Annotated in this window: 20 protein-coding genes and 1 tRNA gene; 2 read left to right on the plus strand and 19 right to left on the minus strand. The window is 42.6% G+C overall.

Going from position 1 to position 21890, the window contains the following annotated elements:
* Position 1: 1 nt before the first annotated feature.
* The 6 genes from rpsR to nsrR form a co-directional block, all read right to left on the minus strand.
* Positions 2-229 (minus strand): 30S ribosomal protein S18, encoded by a 228-nt coding sequence (rpsR, locus tag PPBDW_RS14210; protein ID WP_005421136.1) that lies wholly within the window; start codon positions 227-229, stop codon positions 2-4.
* 15 nt (positions 230-244) lie between these two features.
* Positions 245-547, minus strand: a complete 303-nt coding sequence (gene priB / locus PPBDW_RS14215; protein ID WP_036788812.1) for a primosomal replication protein N — start codon at positions 545-547, stop codon at positions 245-247.
* A gap of 8 nt (positions 548-555) precedes the next feature.
* Positions 556-942 (minus strand): 30S ribosomal protein S6, encoded by a 387-nt coding sequence (gene rpsF / locus PPBDW_RS14220; RefSeq protein ID WP_036788814.1) that lies wholly within the window; start codon positions 940-942, stop codon positions 556-558.
* A 309-nt stretch (positions 943-1251) separates the two neighbouring features.
* The gene (rlmB, locus tag PPBDW_RS14225) at positions 1252-1986 is read right to left on the minus strand and encodes a 23S rRNA (guanosine(2251)-2'-O)-methyltransferase RlmB (RefSeq protein ID WP_036788815.1); all 735 of its coding nucleotides are present in this window, start codon (positions 1984-1986) and stop codon (positions 1252-1254) included.
* A gap of 3 nt (positions 1987-1989) precedes the next feature.
* Positions 1990-4548 (minus strand): ribonuclease R, encoded by a 2559-nt coding sequence (gene rnr, locus PPBDW_RS14230; protein WP_036788817.1) that lies wholly within the window; start codon positions 4546-4548, stop codon positions 1990-1992.
* Between the two features lie 134 nt (positions 4549-4682).
* Positions 4683-5117 (minus strand): nitric oxide-sensing transcriptional repressor NsrR, encoded by a 435-nt coding sequence (gene nsrR / locus PPBDW_RS14235; RefSeq protein ID WP_036788819.1) that lies wholly within the window; start codon positions 5115-5117, stop codon positions 4683-4685.
* 104 nt (positions 5118-5221) lie between these two features.
* Here nsrR and hmpA point away from each other — a divergent pair, with 104 nt between their 5' ends.
* The gene (gene hmpA, locus PPBDW_RS14240; RefSeq protein WP_036788821.1) at positions 5222-6424 is read left to right on the plus strand and encodes an NO-inducible flavohemoprotein; all 1203 of its coding nucleotides are present in this window, start codon (positions 5222-5224) and stop codon (positions 6422-6424) included.
* 74 nt (positions 6425-6498) lie between these two features.
* On the opposite strand, the gene motX is transcribed toward hmpA, so the two are convergent.
* The 12 genes from motX to PPBDW_RS14300 all read right to left on the minus strand — a co-directional run bounded on the left by motX (position 6499) and on the right by PPBDW_RS14300 (position 19620).
* Entirely contained in the window at positions 6499-7122 is a 624-nt protein-coding gene (gene motX / locus PPBDW_RS14245) for a flagellar protein MotX (RefSeq protein ID WP_036788824.1), read from the minus strand.
* 146 nt (positions 7123-7268) lie between these two features.
* Positions 7269-8585 (minus strand): adenylosuccinate synthase, encoded by a 1317-nt coding sequence (locus PPBDW_RS14250; protein ID WP_036788826.1) that lies wholly within the window; start codon positions 8583-8585, stop codon positions 7269-7271.
* Between the two features lie 121 nt (positions 8586-8706).
* Positions 8707-8901: a DUF2065 domain-containing protein gene (locus PPBDW_RS14255; RefSeq protein WP_036788828.1), complete on the minus strand. Its 195-nt coding sequence runs from the start codon at positions 8899-8901 to the stop codon at positions 8707-8709.
* Between the two features lie 75 nt (positions 8902-8976).
* A complete protein-coding gene (gene hflC / locus PPBDW_RS14260; RefSeq protein ID WP_036788830.1) occupies positions 8977-9978 on the minus strand; it encodes a protease modulator HflC in 1002 nt (333 codons plus the stop codon).
* Positions 9979-9980: 2 nt separating this feature from the next.
* Positions 9981-11144, minus strand: a complete 1164-nt coding sequence (gene hflK, locus PPBDW_RS14265; RefSeq protein WP_036788832.1) for an FtsH protease activity modulator HflK — start codon at positions 11142-11144, stop codon at positions 9981-9983.
* A 53-nt stretch (positions 11145-11197) separates the two neighbouring features.
* Entirely contained in the window at positions 11198-12487 is a 1290-nt protein-coding gene (hflX, locus tag PPBDW_RS14270) for a ribosome rescue GTPase HflX (protein WP_036788834.1), read from the minus strand.
* 28 nt (positions 12488-12515) lie between these two features.
* Positions 12516-12782 (minus strand): RNA chaperone Hfq, encoded by a 267-nt coding sequence (gene hfq, locus PPBDW_RS14275; RefSeq protein ID WP_036788836.1) that lies wholly within the window; start codon positions 12780-12782, stop codon positions 12516-12518.
* Positions 12783-12868: 86 nt separating this feature from the next.
* Positions 12869-13804, minus strand: a complete 936-nt coding sequence (gene miaA, locus PPBDW_RS14280) for a tRNA (adenosine(37)-N6)-dimethylallyltransferase MiaA (RefSeq protein ID WP_036788838.1) — start codon at positions 13802-13804, stop codon at positions 12869-12871.
* Between the two features lie 3 nt (positions 13805-13807).
* On the minus strand, positions 13808-15922 hold the full coding sequence (gene mutL, locus PPBDW_RS14285; RefSeq protein WP_036788840.1) for a DNA mismatch repair endonuclease MutL: 2115 nt from the start codon (positions 15920-15922) through the stop codon (positions 13808-13810).
* A 2-nt stretch (positions 15923-15924) separates the two neighbouring features.
* Positions 15925-17655, minus strand: coding sequence for an N-acetylmuramoyl-L-alanine amidase (locus PPBDW_RS14290; protein ID WP_036788842.1), 1731 nt, complete (start codon positions 17653-17655; stop codon positions 15925-15927).
* A gap of 5 nt (positions 17656-17660) precedes the next feature.
* Complete coding sequence (gene tsaE, locus PPBDW_RS14295; RefSeq protein WP_036788844.1) at positions 17661-18125, minus strand: tRNA (adenosine(37)-N6)-threonylcarbamoyltransferase complex ATPase subunit type 1 TsaE; 465 nt, start codon at positions 18123-18125, stop codon at positions 17661-17663.
* Positions 18126-18132: 7 nt separating this feature from the next.
* Positions 18133-19620: an NAD(P)H-hydrate dehydratase gene (locus tag PPBDW_RS14300; protein WP_036788845.1), complete on the minus strand. Its 1488-nt coding sequence runs from the start codon at positions 19618-19620 to the stop codon at positions 18133-18135.
* A 181-nt stretch (positions 19621-19801) separates the two neighbouring features.
* Between PPBDW_RS14300 and queG the strand changes: the two genes are divergently transcribed.
* Complete coding sequence (gene queG, locus PPBDW_RS14305) at positions 19802-20935, plus strand: tRNA epoxyqueuosine(34) reductase QueG (RefSeq protein ID WP_036788847.1); 1134 nt, start codon at positions 19802-19804, stop codon at positions 20933-20935.
* Between the two features lie 850 nt (positions 20936-21785).
* Here queG and PPBDW_RS14310 read toward each other — a convergent pair.
* Positions 21786-21861 (minus strand) — tRNA-Gly (locus PPBDW_RS14310).
* Between the last annotated feature and the right edge of the window lie 29 nt (positions 21862-21890).

Here is a 21890-nt window from a genome sequence, read left to right on the forward strand (position 1 = left end):
CTTACAGATGCTTATCTGTGTACGGTAGAAGTGCTAGGTAACGAGAACGCTTGATAGCGCGAGCTAGCTGACGCTGGTATTTAGCGCGAGTACCAGTGATACGGCTAGGTACGATTTTACCAGCTTCAGTGATGTAGTTTTTTAGAGTTGCTACGTCTTTGTAGTCAATCTCTTGTACGCCTTCTGCTGTAAAACGGCAGAATTTACGACGACGGAAGAAACGAGCCATGGGCTATCTCCTGATCTAAATTAAGTCAATGTGATCGGCATGCAAAACTAATTTCCCGATACCGTTACGGCCGGTTTGGTAAGAGATAAATCCCTCCACCTTAATATTGCTTCCGACAACTAAATCTTGAGTGAGTACTTGTTGACCTTTACCACTGATTACCACGTTAATATAACAATATATTTGGCGTGGTAAGTCAGCTTCCCGCTGCACAGAACGATGCTCAAGCACAAAGTGACAATGAGGTATGCCTGCCGGGGATTGGCTTCGTTTGGGATGCTTGGCAATAGTACCAGTCAACACCAGACGATTAGTCATTAAACAAATTACTCAGCAGCTGCTTCGCCTTCAGATTGTGCTTCAGCACGATCTTCACGCTTAGTGAAACGCTCTTCTTTAGCCTTCATCATAGGAGATGGCTCAGTAACAGCGTTTTTAGTACGCATGATCATGTTACGGATCACTGCGTCGTTGAAGCGGAAGTTTGACTCAAGCTCGTCAACAACAGCCTGCTCAGCTTCTACGTTCATAAGAACGTAATGTGCTTTGTGCAGTTTGTTAATTGGGTAAGCCATTTGACGGCGGCCCCAATCTTCTAGACGGTGAATTTGACCACCAGAATCTTTGATAGCAGCAGTGTAACGCTCGATCATGCCAGCAACTTGCTCGCTTTGATCAGGGTGCACCATGAATACGATTTCGTAATGACGCATAGGTTGCTCCTTACGGATTATTCAGCTTCCCTTGTCGGCTCGGTTATCCTGGGGAAGCAAGGAACTAAAAAAAAGAACCGAGAATTTGGATGACGGATAGTACAGAGAATGATCAATCTAGGCAAGCTTATTTTATCACCACCAGCCGCTTTTCAATCAAATGCATCTTAACCTCAACCTATCTTGCTCATTCGTCGATAATTAGTCTTGTCTTTGGTGGTTTTTTATACCGTCTAATAATAGAAAACCCACTCAGAAATCACTGAGTGGGTTTAAATAATTATGCAGTTATCTACGCTTAATCACGCATTATGTGCGTTGACGTACCGCTTCAAATAAACAGATACCCGTCGCTACAGATACGTTCAAACTTGATACTGAACCCGCCATTGGGATCTTGATCAAATCATCACAGGTTTCACGGGTTAAACGACGCATACCTTCACCTTCAGCACCCATAACAATCGCCAATGGCCCTGTTAGTTTACTATGGTAAATATCATGCGTTGCTTCACCAGCAGTACCCACAATCCATACGCCTTTATCTTGTAATGCACGCATGGTACGCGCCAAGTTAGTCACGCGTACTAATGGCATAATTTCAGCGGCACCGCAGGCGACTTTACTTGCGGTAGCATTGAGTTGTGCTGAACGATCTTTTGGCACAATCACAGCTACGGCACCTGCAGCATCAGCGTTACGTAAACACGCACCAAGATTATGCGGATCGGTGACGCCATCAAGAATTAACAGTAATGGATTTTCTTGAGTCGCTAATAAATCATCAAGGTTGTTTTCGTTATATTGCTTGCCAGGACGCACACGCGCAATAATCCCTTGATGAGAAGCACCATCCACTTTGTCATCTAATGCTTTACGGCCAGCTTCTTGAATGGTAATCCCCAAACCTTGCAGCTCAGTAATTAACGGCAATAAACGATCGTCTTCACGTCCTTTAAGTACGAATACTTCAATAAAGCGCACCGGGTCAGATGCAAGTACAGCTTTAACGGCATGAATGCCAAAAATCATATCATTACTCATGGATTAACTCTTCTTTGCTGCACGTTCTGATTTACCCGCACGTTGCTTTTTCTTCTTGCGAACTTTGGGCTTCTTTTTAGGATCTGTCTGCGGCTTTTCATCTGACAATTTGCGAGGTTTCTTTACTCTCGGCTTTTTCTTTTCATCAGCTGAAGGAATAGCACCTTCTTTTAGCTTTTTGCGTACAGATGAACGCTCACGTTTACTTTTATTACGCGATTCAGGTTTAGCTTCACCGTCTTCAACTTTAAACGCAGGCATTCCCTGACGTTTTAGACCTTCAGCTTTTCGCATGCGCTGTTTTTTCTCACGCCCTTTCGCCGTTTTACCAGCACCACGTTGTTTACGCTCAGCGCCAACGATATCAAAGTCTAATTGACGATCATTAAGATTGATGGCAGCAACTTTAACGTGAACGGTATCACCTAAACGATAAATCACGCCTGAGCTCTCGCCGACTAACCGTTGACCCACAGGATCAAATTGGTAGTAGTCATTAGCAAGGTTTGAAATATGCACTAAACCATCAATGTTAAGTTCATTTAAACGCACAAAGAAACCAAAACCAGTAACGTTAGCGATTACACCTTCAAACTCATCACCAAGGTGATCCTGCATGTACTCACATTTGAGCCAGTCAGATACATCACGAGTCGCGTCATCAGCACGACGTTCGGTGGTTGAACACTGCTCACCGATAACATCAATTTCATCAAATGAATAATGATGACCGCCGGTTGGCGTATCGTTCTTAGTGTTACCTGCTTGCTTAGCAATTAAATATTTAATTGCACGGTGCAAGGTTAAATCAGGGTAACGACGGATCGGTGAGGTAAAGTGAGCGTACTGACTCAGGGCTAAACCAAAGTGACCAATATTATCTGCTTGATAAATCGCTTGCTTCATTGAGCGCAGTAACATGGTTTGAATTAATTCACGATCATTACGTTCTTGAATTAAGTTCGCTAATGCCGCGTAATCTTTCGGGCTTGGCTCTAAACCGCCGCCAAGTTCTAAACTTAGCTCGCCCAAGAAATCACGGAAACCTTGGAGACGCTCTTCACCAGGGGTGTCATGGACACGGTATAACGCTGGTTCTTTAGCACTTTCAACAAATTGTGCTGACGCGATATTGGCTAAAATCATACATTCTTCGATGATTTTATGCGCTTCATTACGTACTAACGGCACAATATTTTCGATCTTACGATCCGCATTGAAAACAAACTTGGTTTCAACCGTTTCAAATTCAATGGCGCCACGCGCTTCACGAGCAACTTTCAGCGCTTTAAACATGCTGTAAAGTTCTTCAAGATGCGGCACTAATGGCTGATAACGTTGACGCAACTCTTCATCACCATCGAGCATTTTACTTACTTTAGTGTAAGTTAAGCGCGCATGAGAATTCATCACTGCTTCATAGTGCTTATAGCCAGTCAGTTTACCGCCATCAGAAACCGTCATCTCACACACCATACACAAGCGATCAACCTGTGGGTTAAGTGAACATAGACCATTTGAAAGCACTTCTGGCAGCATTGGAATAACTTGGGCAGGGAAGTACACCGAGTTACCACGCTTGAGGGCTTCATTATCTAATGCTGATTTAGAGCGTACATAATAACTTACATCGGCAATCGCGACCCATAAACGCCAGCCACCATCAGGATTACGCTGACAGTGAACCGCATCATCAAAGTCACGGGCATCTTCACCATCAATGGTTACCAACGGCAATTGACGTAAATCAACACGACCAAGTTTAGCTTCTTCTGGCACTTCTTCGGTCAGATGCTTAATTTGATTGTCGACTTCTGATGGCCATACGTGTGGAATATCATGAGTACGGAGTGCGATTTCAATTTCCATACCCGGCGCCATATTCTCACCCAGTACTTCAACCACACGACCAACGGCATTGTGCTGACGAGTGGCGCGTTGATTGATCTCAACCACAACCACATTCCCCATACGGGCACCTTGACGAGCGTCTTGAGGAATAATGATATCTTGTGCAATACGAGAATCATCAGGTACCACATAGCCCATACCATCTTCAAGGAAGAAACGACCAACTATTTGAGTGGTTGATTCTGCTAATACCCGTACAACACGTCCTTCACGACGGCCACGTTTATCTTCGCCATCAGCTTGCGCTAAAATATAATCACCATGGATCACACTTCGCATTTGATGGGCAGGTAACAATAAATCAGTGTCTTTACTGAATGTACCTTCTGGACGTAAAAAGCCAAAACCATCACGGTGGCCGATTACGTAACCTTTAATTAAATCTAAACGCTCAGGTAATGCATAGCACTGACGGCGAGTAAAAATTAATTGACCATCACGTTCCATCGCACGTAAGCGACGACGCAAGCCTTCATATTGATCATCACCTTCAAGTTTTAACGCAGCAAATAGCTGGTCACGACTAACGGGTGTACTAAAACCACGAATCACTTCTAACAGTAACTCACGGCTTGGAATGGGATTTTCGTAATTAGATGCTTCGCGTTCGCGAAAAGGATCAACCGGTAAATCGGTAGTACCTTTAGACATAAACAGTTCCTGTTGGCCAGCCATACCTTTAGTATACCCAGCTCTTAGGTGAACAGATGGGAACTGGCAATAAATACCAATTCCACTAAATAATAGGGAGTAGTGTGATGCTAGACCATAATCTTTAGATGGTCCTAGTGTTCTGCAGGCAACCCCAATAAGACACGCAATGGTGGATTATTATCTACCAAAGTCAGTAATGTGTACTTATCTAGCTCATTTAAAAAAGCATTACGCGCGTCAGCAAGGATCCCCTTTAACTGACATGCTGGAGTGATATTACAAAAATCAGGTGCACAATTGACGATTTGTAACGGCTCAATCGCTCTTACCACATGCCCCAATACAATATTTCCCGCAGGCATTCCTAAACGGATACCACCATTTTTCCCGCGCACGGTTTCTACATAACCTAATTGGCCCAATTTATTAATAATTTTGACCATGTGGTTCCGCGACACAGCATAGGTGTCGGTTACTTTTGTGATACTTGTTAACTCACCTTCAGGCAAGCTCGCAAGATATATCAAGGCACGTAGGCCATAATCGGTAAAACTGGTTAACTGCACATTAACTCCTCCTGTTGCTATTTTAATCTTGTTCTTGACTAAAAGATACAGATCAGATACAACTTATAACATATATTATAAATACAACTTATAAAGAGAAAGTAATGCTCAGTCAAAAAACCATTGATATCGTAAAGTCGACCGCTCCTGTAATTGCCGCAGCAGGTCCTGCAGTAACACAACACTTTTATCAGCGTATGTTTAGTCACAACCCTGAACTTAAAGATATTTTTAACATGAGCCACCAACAAGGCCCGGATAAAAACACCCCCTCAAGCCAGCAACAAGCACTCTTTAATGCGGTATGTGCTTACGCCAATAATATTGATAATTTAGCGGTATTATTGCCAGCTGTCGAAAAAATAGCTCAAAAACATACCAGTTTTTTAATTACAGCCGATCAATATCAGATTGTCGGTAGCCATCTGCTAGCCACCATAGATGAATTATTAGCACCAGGACAAGAAGTATTAGATGCTTGGGCTGAAGCTTACGGAGTATTAGCGACTATTTTTATTAACCGCGAAGAAGAAATATATCAAGAGAGTAATGATAAGATCGGCGGTTGGCGTGGTATGCGTGAATTTATAGTAACGGGAAAACAACGTGATAGTGAGCTAATCACCAGCTTTACCTTTACGCCAGCAGATGGTGGACAAGTCGCAGACTACAAACCAGGGCAATATTTAGGAATTTATATTAATGCCGATGAATTAGAACACCAAGAGATTCGCCAATACAGCTTATCATCTACGCCCAATAGCACCAATTACCGCATCTCTGTTAAGCGCGAAGCTCAAGGCACGGTATCAAACTACCTCCACAATAACGTCAATGTTGGTGATAAAGTAAAACTCGTAGCACCAGCTGGTGATTTTTTCTTGGATGTTGAACCACAAACACCAGTGACATTAATTTCGGCAGGCGTTGGCTTAACCCCAATGCTGGCAATGCTGGAAACACTAACTCAACATCAAGCAGCGGTAAACTGGTTACATGCCACCGAAAATGGCCAACAACATGCTTATAAAGATCATGTTAAAACCCTTGCTAACCACCATCAGCATATTACGGCATTAACATGGTATAACGCCCCTACTGCTACAGATCGTCCAGCAGAAGATTATGACTACCAAGGGTTAATTGAACTCAATAACATCTCCACTCAGATTGCTGACCCAGCGATGCATTTTTATTGCTGCGGTCCTGTTGGCTTTATGCAATTTATCGCCAAGCAGTTAATTAGCTTAGGTGTTACCAGCGATCGTATCCATTATGAATGCTTTGGGCCACATAAGGTATTGTAACGAATTAAAATCAACCCCCGATCCAACAACAGCACCTCATTAGGTGCTGTTGTTAGTTCAATAACTGATGACTATTACCAAAACGATGAGCGCCGTTTAGCACGGGCTATAATGTTTGCAGGCATCTTTTTTTCTAACAGATATCGTAAGCGACGAATTTGTTGATGTTGGCTTTTGTTGGTAGTCACTGTTTGATATAGCCACCGATAAGCATCTTCATAATCTAAAGGGCTGCCGTTATCAGCTATCAGTAATTGTGCTAATTGAATTCGAGCCCGAATATTACCAAGGGCTGCGGCTTCACGTAAGTAAGGAATAGCGCGCTCTTTATCTTGTTGTAGAATAATGCCTTGAGCGTAATAACGCCCCAATTGCTCTAAAGCAACTGGCACACCTTGCTGGGCAGCTGCTCGCATGTAATACATACCTTGCTCAACATCTTTAGGAACACAGACTCCCCACGCAAGCATATCGCCATAAAGAAATTGATAAGTAGGTGATTCTATTTGTTCCGCCCGTGCTTGAATATCTTGTACTAACTGGCAATCATCCGCTTTTACTTGCGTTAAATGCTGATTAGTTGCAAACCATGCACTTAACTGATCTTCGGTATAAACTGGCACTGCCTCCCCGACTGTAGCAATAGCATATACAGGCGTTGCTAACCAAGCAGCACAGATCATCAGCAAGTATTTCATTAGCAATCCTTCAAACGTCGAATAGTTACCTATCGGCCGCTTGAGCTCAAACTTTAACTCAGACAGATTGCATCATAACGATAATCTGAAACTAAAAAAAAACCAGCTAAAAAGCTGGTTTTTTTGCTTAAAGCAACCGCAAGTGATTACTCAGCGTATGGGTGTACTTTAATGATCGTTTCGTTACGATCTGGACCAGTTGAAATAATATCAATTGGCACACCCGTTAGCTCTTCGATACGTGCGATGTAATCTAGTGCTGCTTGTGGTAGCGCATCTAGTGTCTTAGCACCAAATGTTGTTTCGCTCCAACCAGGCATTGTTTCGTAGATTAGCTCTAGATCTTCGTATGCATCAGCTGCCATTGGTGAAACTTCTAGTAGCTCACCTGATTTGGTTTTGTAACCAGTACAGATTTTCAACTCTTTTAGACCATCTAGTACGTCTAATTTAGTTAGACAGAAACCAGAAATTGAGTTGATTTGTACCGCACGACGCATAGCAACTGCATCGAACCAACCAGTACGACGTAGACGACCTGTCGTTGCGCCAAACTCATTACCAACAGTACCTAGGTGCTTACCAATTGGATCTTGCTTGTCTAAGCCATCATATAGCTCAGTCGGGAAAGGACCTGCACCAACACGGGTACAGTATGCTTTTGCAATACCAAGAATGTAACCTAAGTGACGAGGGCCAAAACCTGAACCTGCAGCAACACCACCAGCAGTAGTGTTAGATGAAGTTACGTATGGGTAAGTACCATGGTCAATATCAAGTAACGTACCTTGAGCACCTTCAAACATGATCTTATCGCCACGTAAACGTGCGTCATTAAGTTCAGTTGTTACATCGATAACCATTGAAGTTAATAGATCAGCTTGAGACAGTACTTTTTCTAGTACTTCTTCGTAACTTACAGGCTCAGCATTGTAGTAATGCTCAAGTTGGAAGTTATGGTAAGCCATCACTTCTTTAAGCTTTTCAGCAAATGCCGCTTTATCGAATAAATCACCAACGCGAAGACCGCGACGAGCAACTTTATCTTCGTAAGCAGGACCGATACCACGACCAGTAGTACCAATTGCTTTTTTACCACGAGCCGCTTCGCGTGCTTGGTCAAGAGCAATATGGTAAGGAAGAATTAGTGGACAAGCTTCTGACAGGAACAAACGCTCACGAACAGGAATGCCACGCGCTTCTAGTGGGCCCATCTCATTCATTAGTGCATCAGGAGAAAGTACAACACCGTTACCGATGATGCATTTAACATTGTCACGTAGGATACCAGATGGGATCAGGTGAAGAACTGTTTTCTCACCATCAATAACTAGGGTGTGACCGGCGTTGTGTCCGCCTTGGTAGCGAACTACATATTTTGCATCTTCGGTCAGCAGGTCAACGATCTTACCTTTACCTTCGTCACCCCATTGGGTGCCAAGAACGACTACATTATTTGCCATCTTTCTTCATCTATCAGTAGTTAAAAAAGGATTCTAGCACCTTAACCGTCAGCTTGCAGTCATTTTTGGCTCAGCGCATTGAACACATAACTACTTTTAACGGTTATTTATGGCTGTTTTTCTACATTTTTAAATACATCATATAAGCAATAACACTCCCCGCAACCACCAAACAGCCACCAATACGACGTAAAACATTGTCGTTCTGCTGACTTAATTGACTCACCATATTACGCCATCCTTGAGGTGCCAATAATGGGCCTAACCCTTCAACAACTAACACTAAACCAATGGCTAATAAGATTGTATTCATCATATATTTTATCCAAAAAAAAAGACAAGGCCGAAGCCTTGTCTTTATTATAACGATTGCGCTGTTATTAAAGCGAGCTTACTTTGCTGATAGCTCTGAATGGTTCATGTATTTAAAGAACTCATTATTCGGATCAATAACAAGAATGTCATTTTTCGAATTAAAGCTCGTTTCATACGCCTTCAGAGAACGCCAGAAGCTGTAGAACTCAGGGTCTTGATTGTATGCTTTAGCATAAATCTCAGCCGCTTTTGCATCTGCGTCACCGCGTACAACTTGTGCTTTACGCTTTGCGTTAGCCAAAACTGTTGCCACTTCAAGTTCTGAACGAGCACGAAGCTCTTCAGCACGTTGACGGCCTTGAGAACGGTAACTACGCGCTACTGATTCACGTTCAGCACGCATACGACGGTAAATAGACTCACTGATTTCATCAGGTAAGTTGATTTTCTTAATACGGAAATCAACTACTTCAATACCTAAATCTTTCGCACTTTCACGCGTTTCTTCAAGTACATCAGCCATGATTTGATCACGTTGGCCTTCAACTTTCTTCACCGGCACCACACCTTCAATCACAGCTAGGGCAGCTTTCGCAGCCTTAGTTTGTGCAATATCAGACGATGTTGTTGGTGTTGAAATGCTGTCTTCACCAGATACAATTTGCTTGATTTCTTTCGCACCAATTTCAGCACGTAAGCTATCAACGACTTTACGCTTTAACAATGATTCCGCTGTTGATGTATTACCACCACCAGTTGCTAAGTAATATTTACCGAAATCTTTGATACGCCATTTTACGTAAGTATCAATGATAACGTCTTTTTTCTCAGCGGTTAGGAAACGATCTGCTTGGTCGTCCATGGTTTGAATACGCGCATCAAGATCATGCACACGGTCAAATACAGGAACTTTAAAGTGTAAACCTGGCTCGTAAATACGTGCAACTTCGGTATTGTTATCTTTTAGAATACGACCAAAACGTACTACGATACCACGCTCGCCCTCTTTCACTACAAACATAGACATCAATAATAGTGCAATAAAAATCACAACTACTGGGATGATTAACTTACGCATAATTAATATCTCCCTTGACGGCCAGTATCAGCACGTGGTGTTGGAGCAGCTGGCGTTGGCGTTTCCACTTTTTCCAATTCAATACCACTTAATCGGCCAGTATCTACTGGCTTTTTCGCTTGGTTATGTGATTGATTCATTAACTTTTCAAGTGGTAAATACATCACGTTATTACCACCAGACTTAGTATCAATTAACACCTTGCTGGTATTGCTGTATACACGTTCCATCGTATCAAGATACAGACGTTCACGAGTTACTTGTTTAGCAGCTTCGTATTGTGGCAACAGCTTATCAAACTGTGCAACATCACCTAAAGCACCATTAATAACACGCTCAGAATAACCTTCTGATTCATTCTTCAGACGCTCTGCACGACCCGTTGCTTTTGGCAAAATGTCATTACTATAAGCTTCTGCTTCACGAACATAACGTTCTTCATCTTCACGTGCTGCAATAGCATCATCAAAGGCATCTTTAACCGCTTCTGGTGGACGAGCACTTTGGAAGTTAACGTCCACAACACGGATACCCATGTCGTATTTTGAGATAATTTTATTAATTGCAGTTTGAGTATTCGCACGAATAGTCTGACGGCCTGTTGTTAACGCTTGATCCATAGTTGAATCACCGATAACCGCACGCAGTGCAGAGTCTGTTGCTTGACGCAAACTATCATCGGCATTGGTAACACTAAAGAGATATTTCTCAGCATTATCAACACGATACTGAACATCCATCTCAACTTTCAATACATTTTCGTCTTTGGTTAGCATTAAGCCAGAAGCTCGTAGCGAACGAATTGCTTGTACGTTAACAGGGATGACTTCATCAATAAAAGTCGGCTTCCAGTTCAAACCAGGCTTGACGATTTGATCAAACTTACCAAAGCGCAGCACAACACCTTGCTCTGCTTCACTTATAGTGTAAAAGCCTGAAAATCCCCATACAGCCACAGCTAAAACTGCAACAGCACCCAAACCTACAGCGCTACCGCTGCCTGTTGGTCCTTTTTTATTACCAAACACACCACCAACCTTACGACTTAGTTTTGAGAAAACCTCATCCAGATCAGGTGGTCCTTGTTCACGTCCACCATGATTTTTATTACCCCAAGGGTCTTTATCATCACGGCCGCCGTTGTTACCAGGCTCATTCCACGCCATTATAGAACTCCATCAATGTGATATGACGACAGTTTTTATTACTCAGCAATCCATTAAGCAACGATGTAGTCATCTAACGAAGTACTTTCTCTTTTTTGTAACCGCGACCATTCTGCCATCGGTAAGCGAATATCAATCATTAAACAGCCATCTGATTCATATTCTTCTTGCACAATACATCCCATCTGATAAAACTTACTGCGTAACCGTCCAATCATTTCAGGCGGTAAACGCAAACTGTGTTTTATCATTGTTCCGGCAAGACGTTCTGTTAAGGCTTGGAATAACAAGTCAATGCCTTGCCCTTCCATGGCTGATACCCAAACTCGTTGAGGTAAACCCTCTTCGTCACGCTCAATTCGTGGCTGTGCATTATCCAAGTTATCAATTTTATTCATAACAAGTAAAACAGGAACGTCGCCGGCATCGATTTCATCAAGTACGGTATCTACCGCCTCAATGTTCTCGCGAAAACGATCATCACTGGCATCAACCACATGAAGCAATAGATCTGCTTCTTGCGTTTCTTTTAATGTTGCTTTAAACGCAGCCACTAAATCGTGGGGTAAATGTCGAATAAAACCAACAGTATCTGCAAGTATCGCTGCACCGACATCTGCAACTTCAATCTTACGCAATGTTGGATCTAAGGTCGCAAACAGCTGATCGGCTGCATATACCCCAGCATCGGTAATACGATTGAATAATGTTGATTTACCCGCATTGGTATACCCAACTAATGACACTGTTGGGATTTCTGCTCGATTACGCGCTCGACGTCCTTGATCACGTTGTTTAGCGACTTTATCTAAACGCCGCAAAATTGTTTTAATACGTTCTCGCAATAAACGTCGATCGGTTTCTAACTGAGTTTCACCTGGCCCGCGAAGGCCAATACCACCTTTTTGTCGCTCAAGGTGAGTCCAACCTCGAATTAATCGGGTTGATATATGACGTAATTGTGCTAATTCAACTTGCAACTTACCTTCATGGGTACGTGCTCGTTGCGCAAATATATCGAGAATTAACCCGGTACGATCAATCACTCGACATTGACAAAGCTGCTCTAAGTTTCGTTCTTGTGCAGGTGACAATGCGTGATTAAAAATAATAATATCTGCATCAACAGTTCTTACAGCATCAGCTATTTCTTGTGCCTTACCTTCACCCACGTAATATTTGGGAAGTGGTGTTTTACGGCTACCCGTTACCACGTGCAGCGCGTTAACCCCTGCAGAAGATACTAGCATTTCAAATTCGCTAAGATCTTCCGATTCCTCATCTTGAGTGAAGTTAATATGAACAAGAATAGCCTGCTCACCAGCTTCATAACGGTCAAACAAGTAATCAACTCCTTATTTGAAAATAATCTTACTCTTCTGTTTTTTCTGGACGGTCACTTCCTGCTGGACGATCACTCGCATGGTGATGATTCACCGGACGAGCGGGTACAACAGTAGAAATAGCATGCTTATAAACCATCTGGTTTACGGTGTTTTTAAGTAAAATGACAAATTGATCAAATGATTCAATCTGACCTTGTAGTTTGATACCGTTTACCAGGTAAATAGAGACCGGGATTCTTTCACGACGCAGCGCATTCAAAAACGGGTCTTGCAGAGATTGCCCCTTAGCCATTATTTCTTTTCCTTATTTGTTTGTAGTTGTATTAGCAACGAACAAAAACTAAAAATACGCAAAGCAGTTCAGAGTATACACGTTAATTAAACATCACATCTAACTGAGTTTGTGACGGTTTGTAACGCGCTATCAACATCACTACTATCCAACCAAGTCAAATCTTTCCAGCCACGAAGCCAAGTGATTTGACGCTTTGCCAATTGACGGGTAGCACAGATACCACGGAAAACCGCTTCATCTATGTCATGTTTCCCGTCCAAATATTCCCACATCTGTCGATAACCGACACAACGAATAGAAGGAAGCTCAAGGTGAAGATCACCACGGTCATATAATGCCCTAACTTCCTGCTCAAACCCTGCCTCGATCATTTTTTTGAACCTAAGCTCAATTCGATGATGCAGTACAGCCCTATCCGTGGGCGTAATTGCAAATTGGTGAACCTTATAAGGTAACGATTCACCTTGAGTCTTTGTTAACTCAGTTAAAGTTTTACCTGAGATACGAAAAACTTCTAATGCTCGAGATAATCGCTGTGGATCATTTGGATGGATCCTTGCACCAGCAACAGGATCAATTTGCACTAATTCATCATGCAGTGCTTGCCAACCTCGCGCAGCAGCATCACTTTCTATCCCAGCACGAACAGCATTATCTGCCGCCGGCAATGGTGATAAACCTTCCAATAATGCCTTGTAGTACAACATAGTACCACCGACCAACAAAGGAATCCGCCCTGCTGCCACTATATCAGCCATTTCTTTTAGTGCATCCGAACGAAAGTCTGCAGCAGAGTAACTTTGCGCTGGATCACGAATATCAATTAAACGGTGTGGTGCCAGTGCCAATTCATGAGCATCTGGTTTCGCGGTACCAATATCCATTCCCTTATAGATAAGGGCGGAATCAACACTTATCAACTCAACGGGTAACTGTTCTCGTAAACGAATGGCTAGATCGGTTTTGCCTGACGCTGTCGGGCCCATTAAAAAAATAGCTTGTGGTTGTGACTTAGTCATAAATTATTTAAATGCTTCTATCGCTGCTTGCATATCCACAGGGCGAACCAGTTGCGTCTTAAACGTCATTAATTGTTCTCCCCATAGCTGCTCTAATTCGGTAATTAACTGAATCGCTTGTGCCAAAGTGTAACTTGTTACAGGCACATGACATTGCTTAGCGAGCCAGAATAAAAGATTATCCCATCCTTGAGCGTCAGGATCATCGCTCACAGAATGAAGATAGATTAACAAATTTGGGATTAACTGTTGTAAGTTTTGCTGCCTTAATGGCATACAAACCGACAGAATAATAAGGCTATTTCGTCCTTTCGATTTCAGCTGAATCCCTAACTGCTTTAATAACTGCCCATGTTGCTCTGCACACTGAATCAATTCAGCCTCAATCGGTACCGCCAGTGGAATCAATAATGGCTGAGGCTTTAACCCTTCCGTTTTTGCAAGCTGTAACTGACCAACATAACGTAACTGCTCTGCAATCGGTAAATGCAATAGCATCATATCGTGTTGCTGACTCAATAATAAAAACTGCTCATCAACAACAACTAACGCTTTTCCTAATCCAGCATCATTCCCACTACGATGCTTAGTTGCAACAGGCTGTTGCGCCAAAGGCCACTCGCGTCGAGGCTCTGCTATCTGGGCTGCATGTTCATTTAATGGTGCTTTAGCAATTTTCGTTCCTGAATTATCCGTTGTAATCAGCTGCTGATAAGCTTTTAACTCTGCTGCTGTTGGTCCTGGTTCGCCATAATGACGAGGAGAAGCATTCGCATACTGAGTGGTTACTGAACCTTGCTGACGCTCTCTCGCCGCTGATTGTGGTGATAATTTAGGGCTACTCTTTTGACTATAGCTTTGTTGACCATCTTTACTAACTGAATTTACTAATAAATTTTTATTATCGTTAGCAACAGACTCTGATTCTGTATCTAAGGCTGGCGTTGGTACAGAAGAGTCACGGGTAACAAGCCAGCTCTCAGAAGGCGCTTTATTAGGATAATCAGGCATCGCAGCAATAGTGTGTGATACCCGATCTATTGAATCCGTAGTTACCTCAGGATGTGCATGCGCACTGGCTCTTACCGGTGCTTGGTATTGCTGCACATCATCAACACTCGCCCCTTGTTGGAGCGCACTTTGTAATGCTTGATAAATAAAATCATGCACTAATCGTGCTTGGTGAAAACGTACTTCATGCTTAGCAGGATGCACATTAACATCAACTTGATGAGGATCAACCTCAATATACAATACATAAGCAGCGTATTGTTCCGATCGTAAGCTCGCTTCATAAGCTTGTCGAATTGCATGATTAATCAATTTATCTTTCATCATGCGGCCGTTAACATAGCAATATTGAATATCATTTTGACTACGTGCCCCTTGCGGGCTACAAATCCAGCCAGATAATTTCAAATCACCATGGGCTAATTCGACCACTAACGCATGTTGTAAGAATGAAGGACCACAAGCGGCAGCTAAACGCCGCTCTTGTTGCAACGGATTATCGGCAATACGATATTGACGTACCAATTTACCGTTATGGCGCAGCGTAATCGCAACATCAAATCGGCTTAAAGCAATCCGTTTAATGAGTTCGTCAATATGAGTAAATTCCGTTTTTTCAGTGCGTAAAAACTTCCGTCGTGCAGGGGTATTAAAAAACAAATCCAACACTTCGAGCGTAGTACCAACAGGGTGAGCCGCTGGCTTTAACTGCACTTCCATATCCCGACCTTCAGCATAAGCCGACCACGCTTCAGCTTGATCTTCAGTGCGGGAGGTTAAAGTTAAACGTGATACAGAACTGATACTGGCGAGCGCTTCACCTCGAAATCCTAAGCTAACAATTGCTTCAAGATCATCAAGTGATGCTATTTTTGAGGTCGCATGACGGCTAAGGGCTAAGCCAAGTTCATCCTTGGCAATCCCTTTACCATTATCACGAATACGAATCAGCCGGCTGCCACCTTTTTCGATATCAATATCGATTCGAGTGGCACCGGCATCTATACTATTTTCAACAAGCTCTTTGACTACCGATGCGGGGCGTTCAACAACTTCACCCGCTGCAATCTGGTTAGCCAGCCGAGCGGGTAAAATCTGAATCGGCATAATTAACTTCTTGGAATGATTAGCGTCTGTCCTACTGCTAGTTTATCAGAACGTAGCTTATTCGCATCACGAATAGTTGCTACTGATACCCCATATTTTGCCGCAATCTTACTTAAAAACTCACCGCGACGTACTTTATGGCGCACTGTTTTCACAGCAGAAACGGCAATTTTTAATTTCTGACCGACCATGACATTATCAGACTTTAGATGACTAGTTTGACGAATGCTGCTCATGGTTACCCCATAATTAGCCGCAATTTTGCCAAGATACTCACCGCGAGTCACGGTATGCCACACAATACGGGTTGTAGGTACTGATTTAGTTACTGCCTTAACCGCAGTTGTTTTTACGGCTGTTGCCGTAGTAACTGCGGTACCCGGGATCACTAATACTTGACCAATATTAACTGAATTTGATTTCAATTTATTGGCCGCTTTAATCGCCGCCATCGAAGAACCGTATTTAGCCGCAATGCCGCTTAATGTTTGGCCTGACGTAACTTTATGCTTCATACCACCGGCTTTCAACCGCGAAGCAAATAATGTGCCTTCTGGTGGATGGGCGGTGAAATATTGCAAAATACCTTTATAAACCGCATTCGCAAGTTGATTTTGATGCGCATTAGAGGTTAATTGACGCTCTTCAATCGGGTTAGTAATAAAGCCCGTTTCAACTAATAATGATGGAATATCAGGTGATTTTAATACTGCTAAGCTAGCATATTGCGGTACCGTTTTGTGTAAACGTGCAATATGACGCAAGTTGGCTAATACTCGTTTAGCTACATCGTAACCTTCTTTCTGCGAATAACTAAATTGCAGATCAAGTACCGCACGACCTAAATATTTATCTTTAGGATTACTAGATAGTACATCGCCACCACCAAGCAATTCTGATTGTTTTTCGCTTTGCTCTAACCAACGACCAATCTCAGTATTGGCTCGACGGGTATTTAATACCCATACAGATGCGCCGCGAGGCTTCGGTGAACTAAAACCATCTGCGTGAATTGAAACCAGCAACATCGCTTTATTTTTACGAGCAATCTCTGAGCGCTTACCTAATGGTACATAGTAATCACCACGACGAGTCATTACCGCACGCATACCTGTTGTCGCATTGATCTTAGCCGCTAATTTACGCGCGACGGCTAAAGTGACATTTTTTTCATATTTATGAGTTGGACCAATAGAACCAGGATCATCACCACCATGACCAGCATCAACGGCAACGACTATATCAGCAGTCCCTGATGGCAATTTGGCTAAGTTATTTTCAGTGGCTTTTTCTTCTGCTTGTTCTTCTTTATCAACAGCGCCAACACCAGAACCATTAGGTAAGTCCATCACTAATCGATAGCCATAACTTCCATCAGGCGTGGGTGATAATGAGAAAATTTTAGGTGTTGTTGCTCGTTTAAGTTCAAACACTAACCGTGTAGTGCCTTTTTCTGGTGCATTACTACTACGAACTTTGGTTAAAATTTCACTCTTAGCAACAGTTATCGGCAACTTGGTTTTGAGTGAAGTCTTATTTAAGTCAACCACTAACCGTGATGGGTTCGATAGCATAAACTGCGAATAATCCGCTTGGCTTTGCATATCTAGCACGACACGAGTTTCATCAGGAGCAGGCCATACCCGAACTCCTTTTAGTTCATTTGCAAAAGCGGTAGAACTAACTAACCCCACTCCCAAAATTAAAAGATTTGCATACGTCCGTAACGCCATTCTAATTAACCTAACTGTAAGTGGTTGATCAACGCTGAACCATAATCCGTATTCGACGTCACTAATACCATTCTTTGATCGCCGTGATAGCGCAATTCTAACTCCAGATCAGGTTCTGGTAGCATACCAATGCCTTTTTCAGGCCATTCAACCAAACAAATAGCATCATTAGTAAAGTAATCACGGATCCCCATAAATTCTAATTCTTCAGGATCAGCGAGACGGTATAAATCAAAATGATAAACTTGCCAAGGCGCAAGATCATAGGGTTCAACTAATGTATAAGTCGGACTTTTTACATTTCCTTGATGACCAAGAGCACGAATAAAGCCACGACTGAATGTGGTTTTACCTGCACCTAAATCACCATGGAGATATATTGTTGTTTGTTGCGTGCAGGCTTTAGCCAATTTAAGGCCAAAATCTACCGTTGCCTGCTCATCAGCAAGAAAAGTTTCAAATGTTTGCATTATATTTTTATCTTGGATTGACTAATTGACGAATAAACGGAAAAAGATCTGCCGCAAGCATACCACGCTCACCGCTTTGCGCACATAAATCCGCTGCTTTACTGTGGATCCAAACCCCAGTACGGGCGGCTTGAGATAACGATAATCCTTGAGCAATTAAAGCGGCAATGATGCCAGATAATACATCGCCCATGCCCCCTGTTGCCATACCTGGATTACCGGCAGTACAAACAAAAATATGCTCACCATCATAAATAATGGTGCCTGCACCTTTTAAAATCACAACCCCACCATAAGATTGTTGTAATAATTTTACCGCAGCAAAGCGATCGGCTTCAATTTCTGCAATAGAGATGTTCAGCAACCGTGCAGCTTCACCTGGATGTGGCGTTAATATTCGCAGTGAATTTACCATTGGCATCGTCGCTAATAAATTCAATCCATCGGCATCAACAACACATGGCAAATTATTTTGACTAGCCGCTAAATATAAACGCTGACTCCATTCGCTCTGGCCTAATCCTGGGCCAATCACGGCCACCGTCGCCCACGCTAACTTCTGCTGTAAACATTCAGTATCATCGTGCCAACCAAGAGCCATTATCTCAGGCCTTGCCGTCACAATTGACAGTGCACTGTCAGCTTGGGTTATTACGGCTGTTAAACCAGCGCCAGTACGGCAACAAGCTTCTGCACATAACCTTATCGCGCCGAATGTACCGTGATCCCCCCCCAGACACACCACTCGACCGTTATCGCCTTTATGAGCAACACGAGAACGAGGCGGCAATAAGGTAGTGATCTCTGTTGCATCAATATGCCAAGCACTGGCCGTTACCAACGGCGAAAACAACTCCCCAACCTCAAGATCGGTAAAATACCGCTGACCGCAATACTGTGCTGCTTGCCCAGTAGCCAACCCCTGCTTAAAACCAATAAAACTGACCGTCATTGCCGCATTAACGGCAACGCCAAGTATTGCTCCGGTATCTGCACATAATCCAGATGGAACATCAATCGCAATAACGGGACACTGGCTGGCATTGATCCACAAAATACGCTGACTGATCTCATCATTAACGGTGACAGATAAACCCGTACCAATTAAACCATCAACAATCACATCGATCTCATCAATACTTTGTGGTGCTAATAATGTTGTGGTCCCTGTGGTTGCTAACCATAGCTGCCGCGCGCGCGCCGCATCACTGGTTTGATGACCGCATTCTTTTTCCCACACTATGACAGATAAACCATATTGCTGCGCAAGACGAGCGACTACATAGCCATCACCACCGTTATTACCGCTGCCACAACACACCAAAATCTGTTTAGCGTCAGGATAAGATTTGAGCATTAATTCAAATACAGCTTTGCCGGCACGCTCCATTAATTGATATAAATCGATATCATAAATAGCTGCAAGTTGCTGCTCACCTTGGCGAACATCTTGTGCGCGATATAAACAGTTCGGTATGGTTGTTGTTGTACTCATCTCCGCCTCTCATTCGATTATTAATATTATCAAAATAACCCATTATCATACGGCGACAACACAATTACAGATGTGGATACGCTCCCAATTATTTCGATCGCAACCAAACTGCTACTCTAAAATAAGAATGTGCTAGAATCCGTTCCCTGATTTTTACTGGCTAGAAGATAAGACTGACACTATGACTATCGATTATCAACAACTCGCACTTCAAATTAAAATTTGGGGACAAGAGCTCGGCTTTCAAGCTGTAGGGATCAGTGATGTCGATTTGTCAGAGCATGAAACGCAATTACAACGATGGTTGGATGCTGGTTACCATGGTGATATGGATTGGATGGCTCGTCACGGTATGATGCGTGCGCGGCCGCAGGAATTACTGCCAGGAACGGTACGTGTGATTAGTGTCAGAATGAATTATTTACCGCCACAAGCCGGCTTTGCTCAAACCTTAAAGCAACCGACTAAAGGCTATATTAGCCGTTACTCACTCGGGCGAGATTACCATAAATTAATCCGTAACCGGCTTAAGCAATTGGGGCAACGTATAGAAACGGTTGTCGGTCAATTTGGCTGTCGCCCATTTGTTGATTCAGCGCCAGTACTTGAACGGCCATTAGCTGAAAAAGCTGGATTAGGCTGGACAGGAAAACACTCACTAATTCTTAACGACCAATCAGGCTCATGGTTCTTTTTAGGTGAACTCTTAATTAATCTTCCCTTGCCTGTTGACGCACCAGTAACTAACCAATGTGGTAAGTGTGTCGCTTGCATGACTAGTTGCCCAACCGGAGCAATTATTGAATCTGGAGTGGTTGACGCGCGACGCTGTATCTCTTATCTAACCATTGAGTTTGACGGTATCATTCCAGAACAATATCGGGCGGCAATTGGCAATAGAATTTATGGTTGTGATGATTGCCAATTAGTCTGTCCGTTTAATCGCCATGGCGAGATCACCGCAGAAACCGACTACCATTGCCGTGAGTCATTATTCCAGCAAGATCTGTTGACACTCTATCACTGGAATGAAGCGACATTCTTAAAGAATACCGAAGGCTCTGCTATTCGTCGTATTGGTCATATTCAATGGCTACGCAATATCACTATTGCACTGGGTAATGCGCCCTATCAAGCAGACATAGTAGCAGCATTAACAAATCGTCAAGGCGAACACCCGTTAGTAGATGTACATATTGAATGGGCTTTGGAACAGCAACAACAAAAATATCAACAAATGGTTATTGATGTTTTGCCTAGCTCGACTAAACGTTTAGTACGGATTATAGAAAAGGGCTTACCTCGAGATGCGTAACACTCTGGGTATATGTGGAAAACTTTTTTAATTGGTCGAAAAACGGAAGCTAAAAGAAAGATTAAACACAGGGAGTGGATAACATAATCAAGATGGTTATCCCGATAGAGAAAGGATTAAATGAACTGTGTACAAATTGTAGATAATAAATAATTAATCTATAAAAAACATATAGTTAACCTGTTGGTTATTTGTTTTTAATAAGGTTAATAATTTCACGTATTACACTCATCCTAAAGTTATGCACACCTAGCTATCACATCTAATCAACCGACTTACCCACAGAATATTTTATGTGGATAACTCTGTTGACTTAACTGTGATCTAACGGTGCAATAAATCTAAAACACTTACTAAAATAACAACTTATCATGTCTTGCTATCATTTAAGATCAATACAAGACAAACGACACTGGTGCTGTTGTAGTAAGTACAATTTATCAATGCTAGGAAAAGAGCGTTTGCCATATACGGCGATATTGATATTACAAAACATCTTTAAATAGCTAAGATAAAAAAAACAACCAATAGGTTGCATGTTCAATAGCAGATGATGTAATCGAAGCTGATTGCTTCTAAGTGGGCTTCGTAGTCAAAACTAGAAACACTTGAAGCAGTACACTGATGATATCGGTAATCGTATACCTCAGGAATACCACATTAAGACTAATACTTCACAGTAATAGTTCATCGATAAGTCCGATGATAACTAAACTCACAAAAATAATTATGAGTTATTAAATTGGAGCGACACACGAGGTTCCCGATCTTCAAGGAACTAGGCGTGACCTCAACCTTGGCAATATTGCGTACAACCAGCTGAGCCAATGTACATTGCAAAGATTTAAATTGGAGCGACACACGAGGTTCGAACTCGTGACCTCAACCTTGGCAAGGTTGCGCTCTACCAGCTGAGCTAGTGTCGCAGAGCTAGGTCTTTCACCTACCATTTACC

Source organism: Photobacterium kishitanii, assembly GCF_000613045.3.
Lineage (GTDB): Bacteria > Pseudomonadota > Gammaproteobacteria > Enterobacterales > Vibrionaceae > Photobacterium > Photobacterium kishitanii.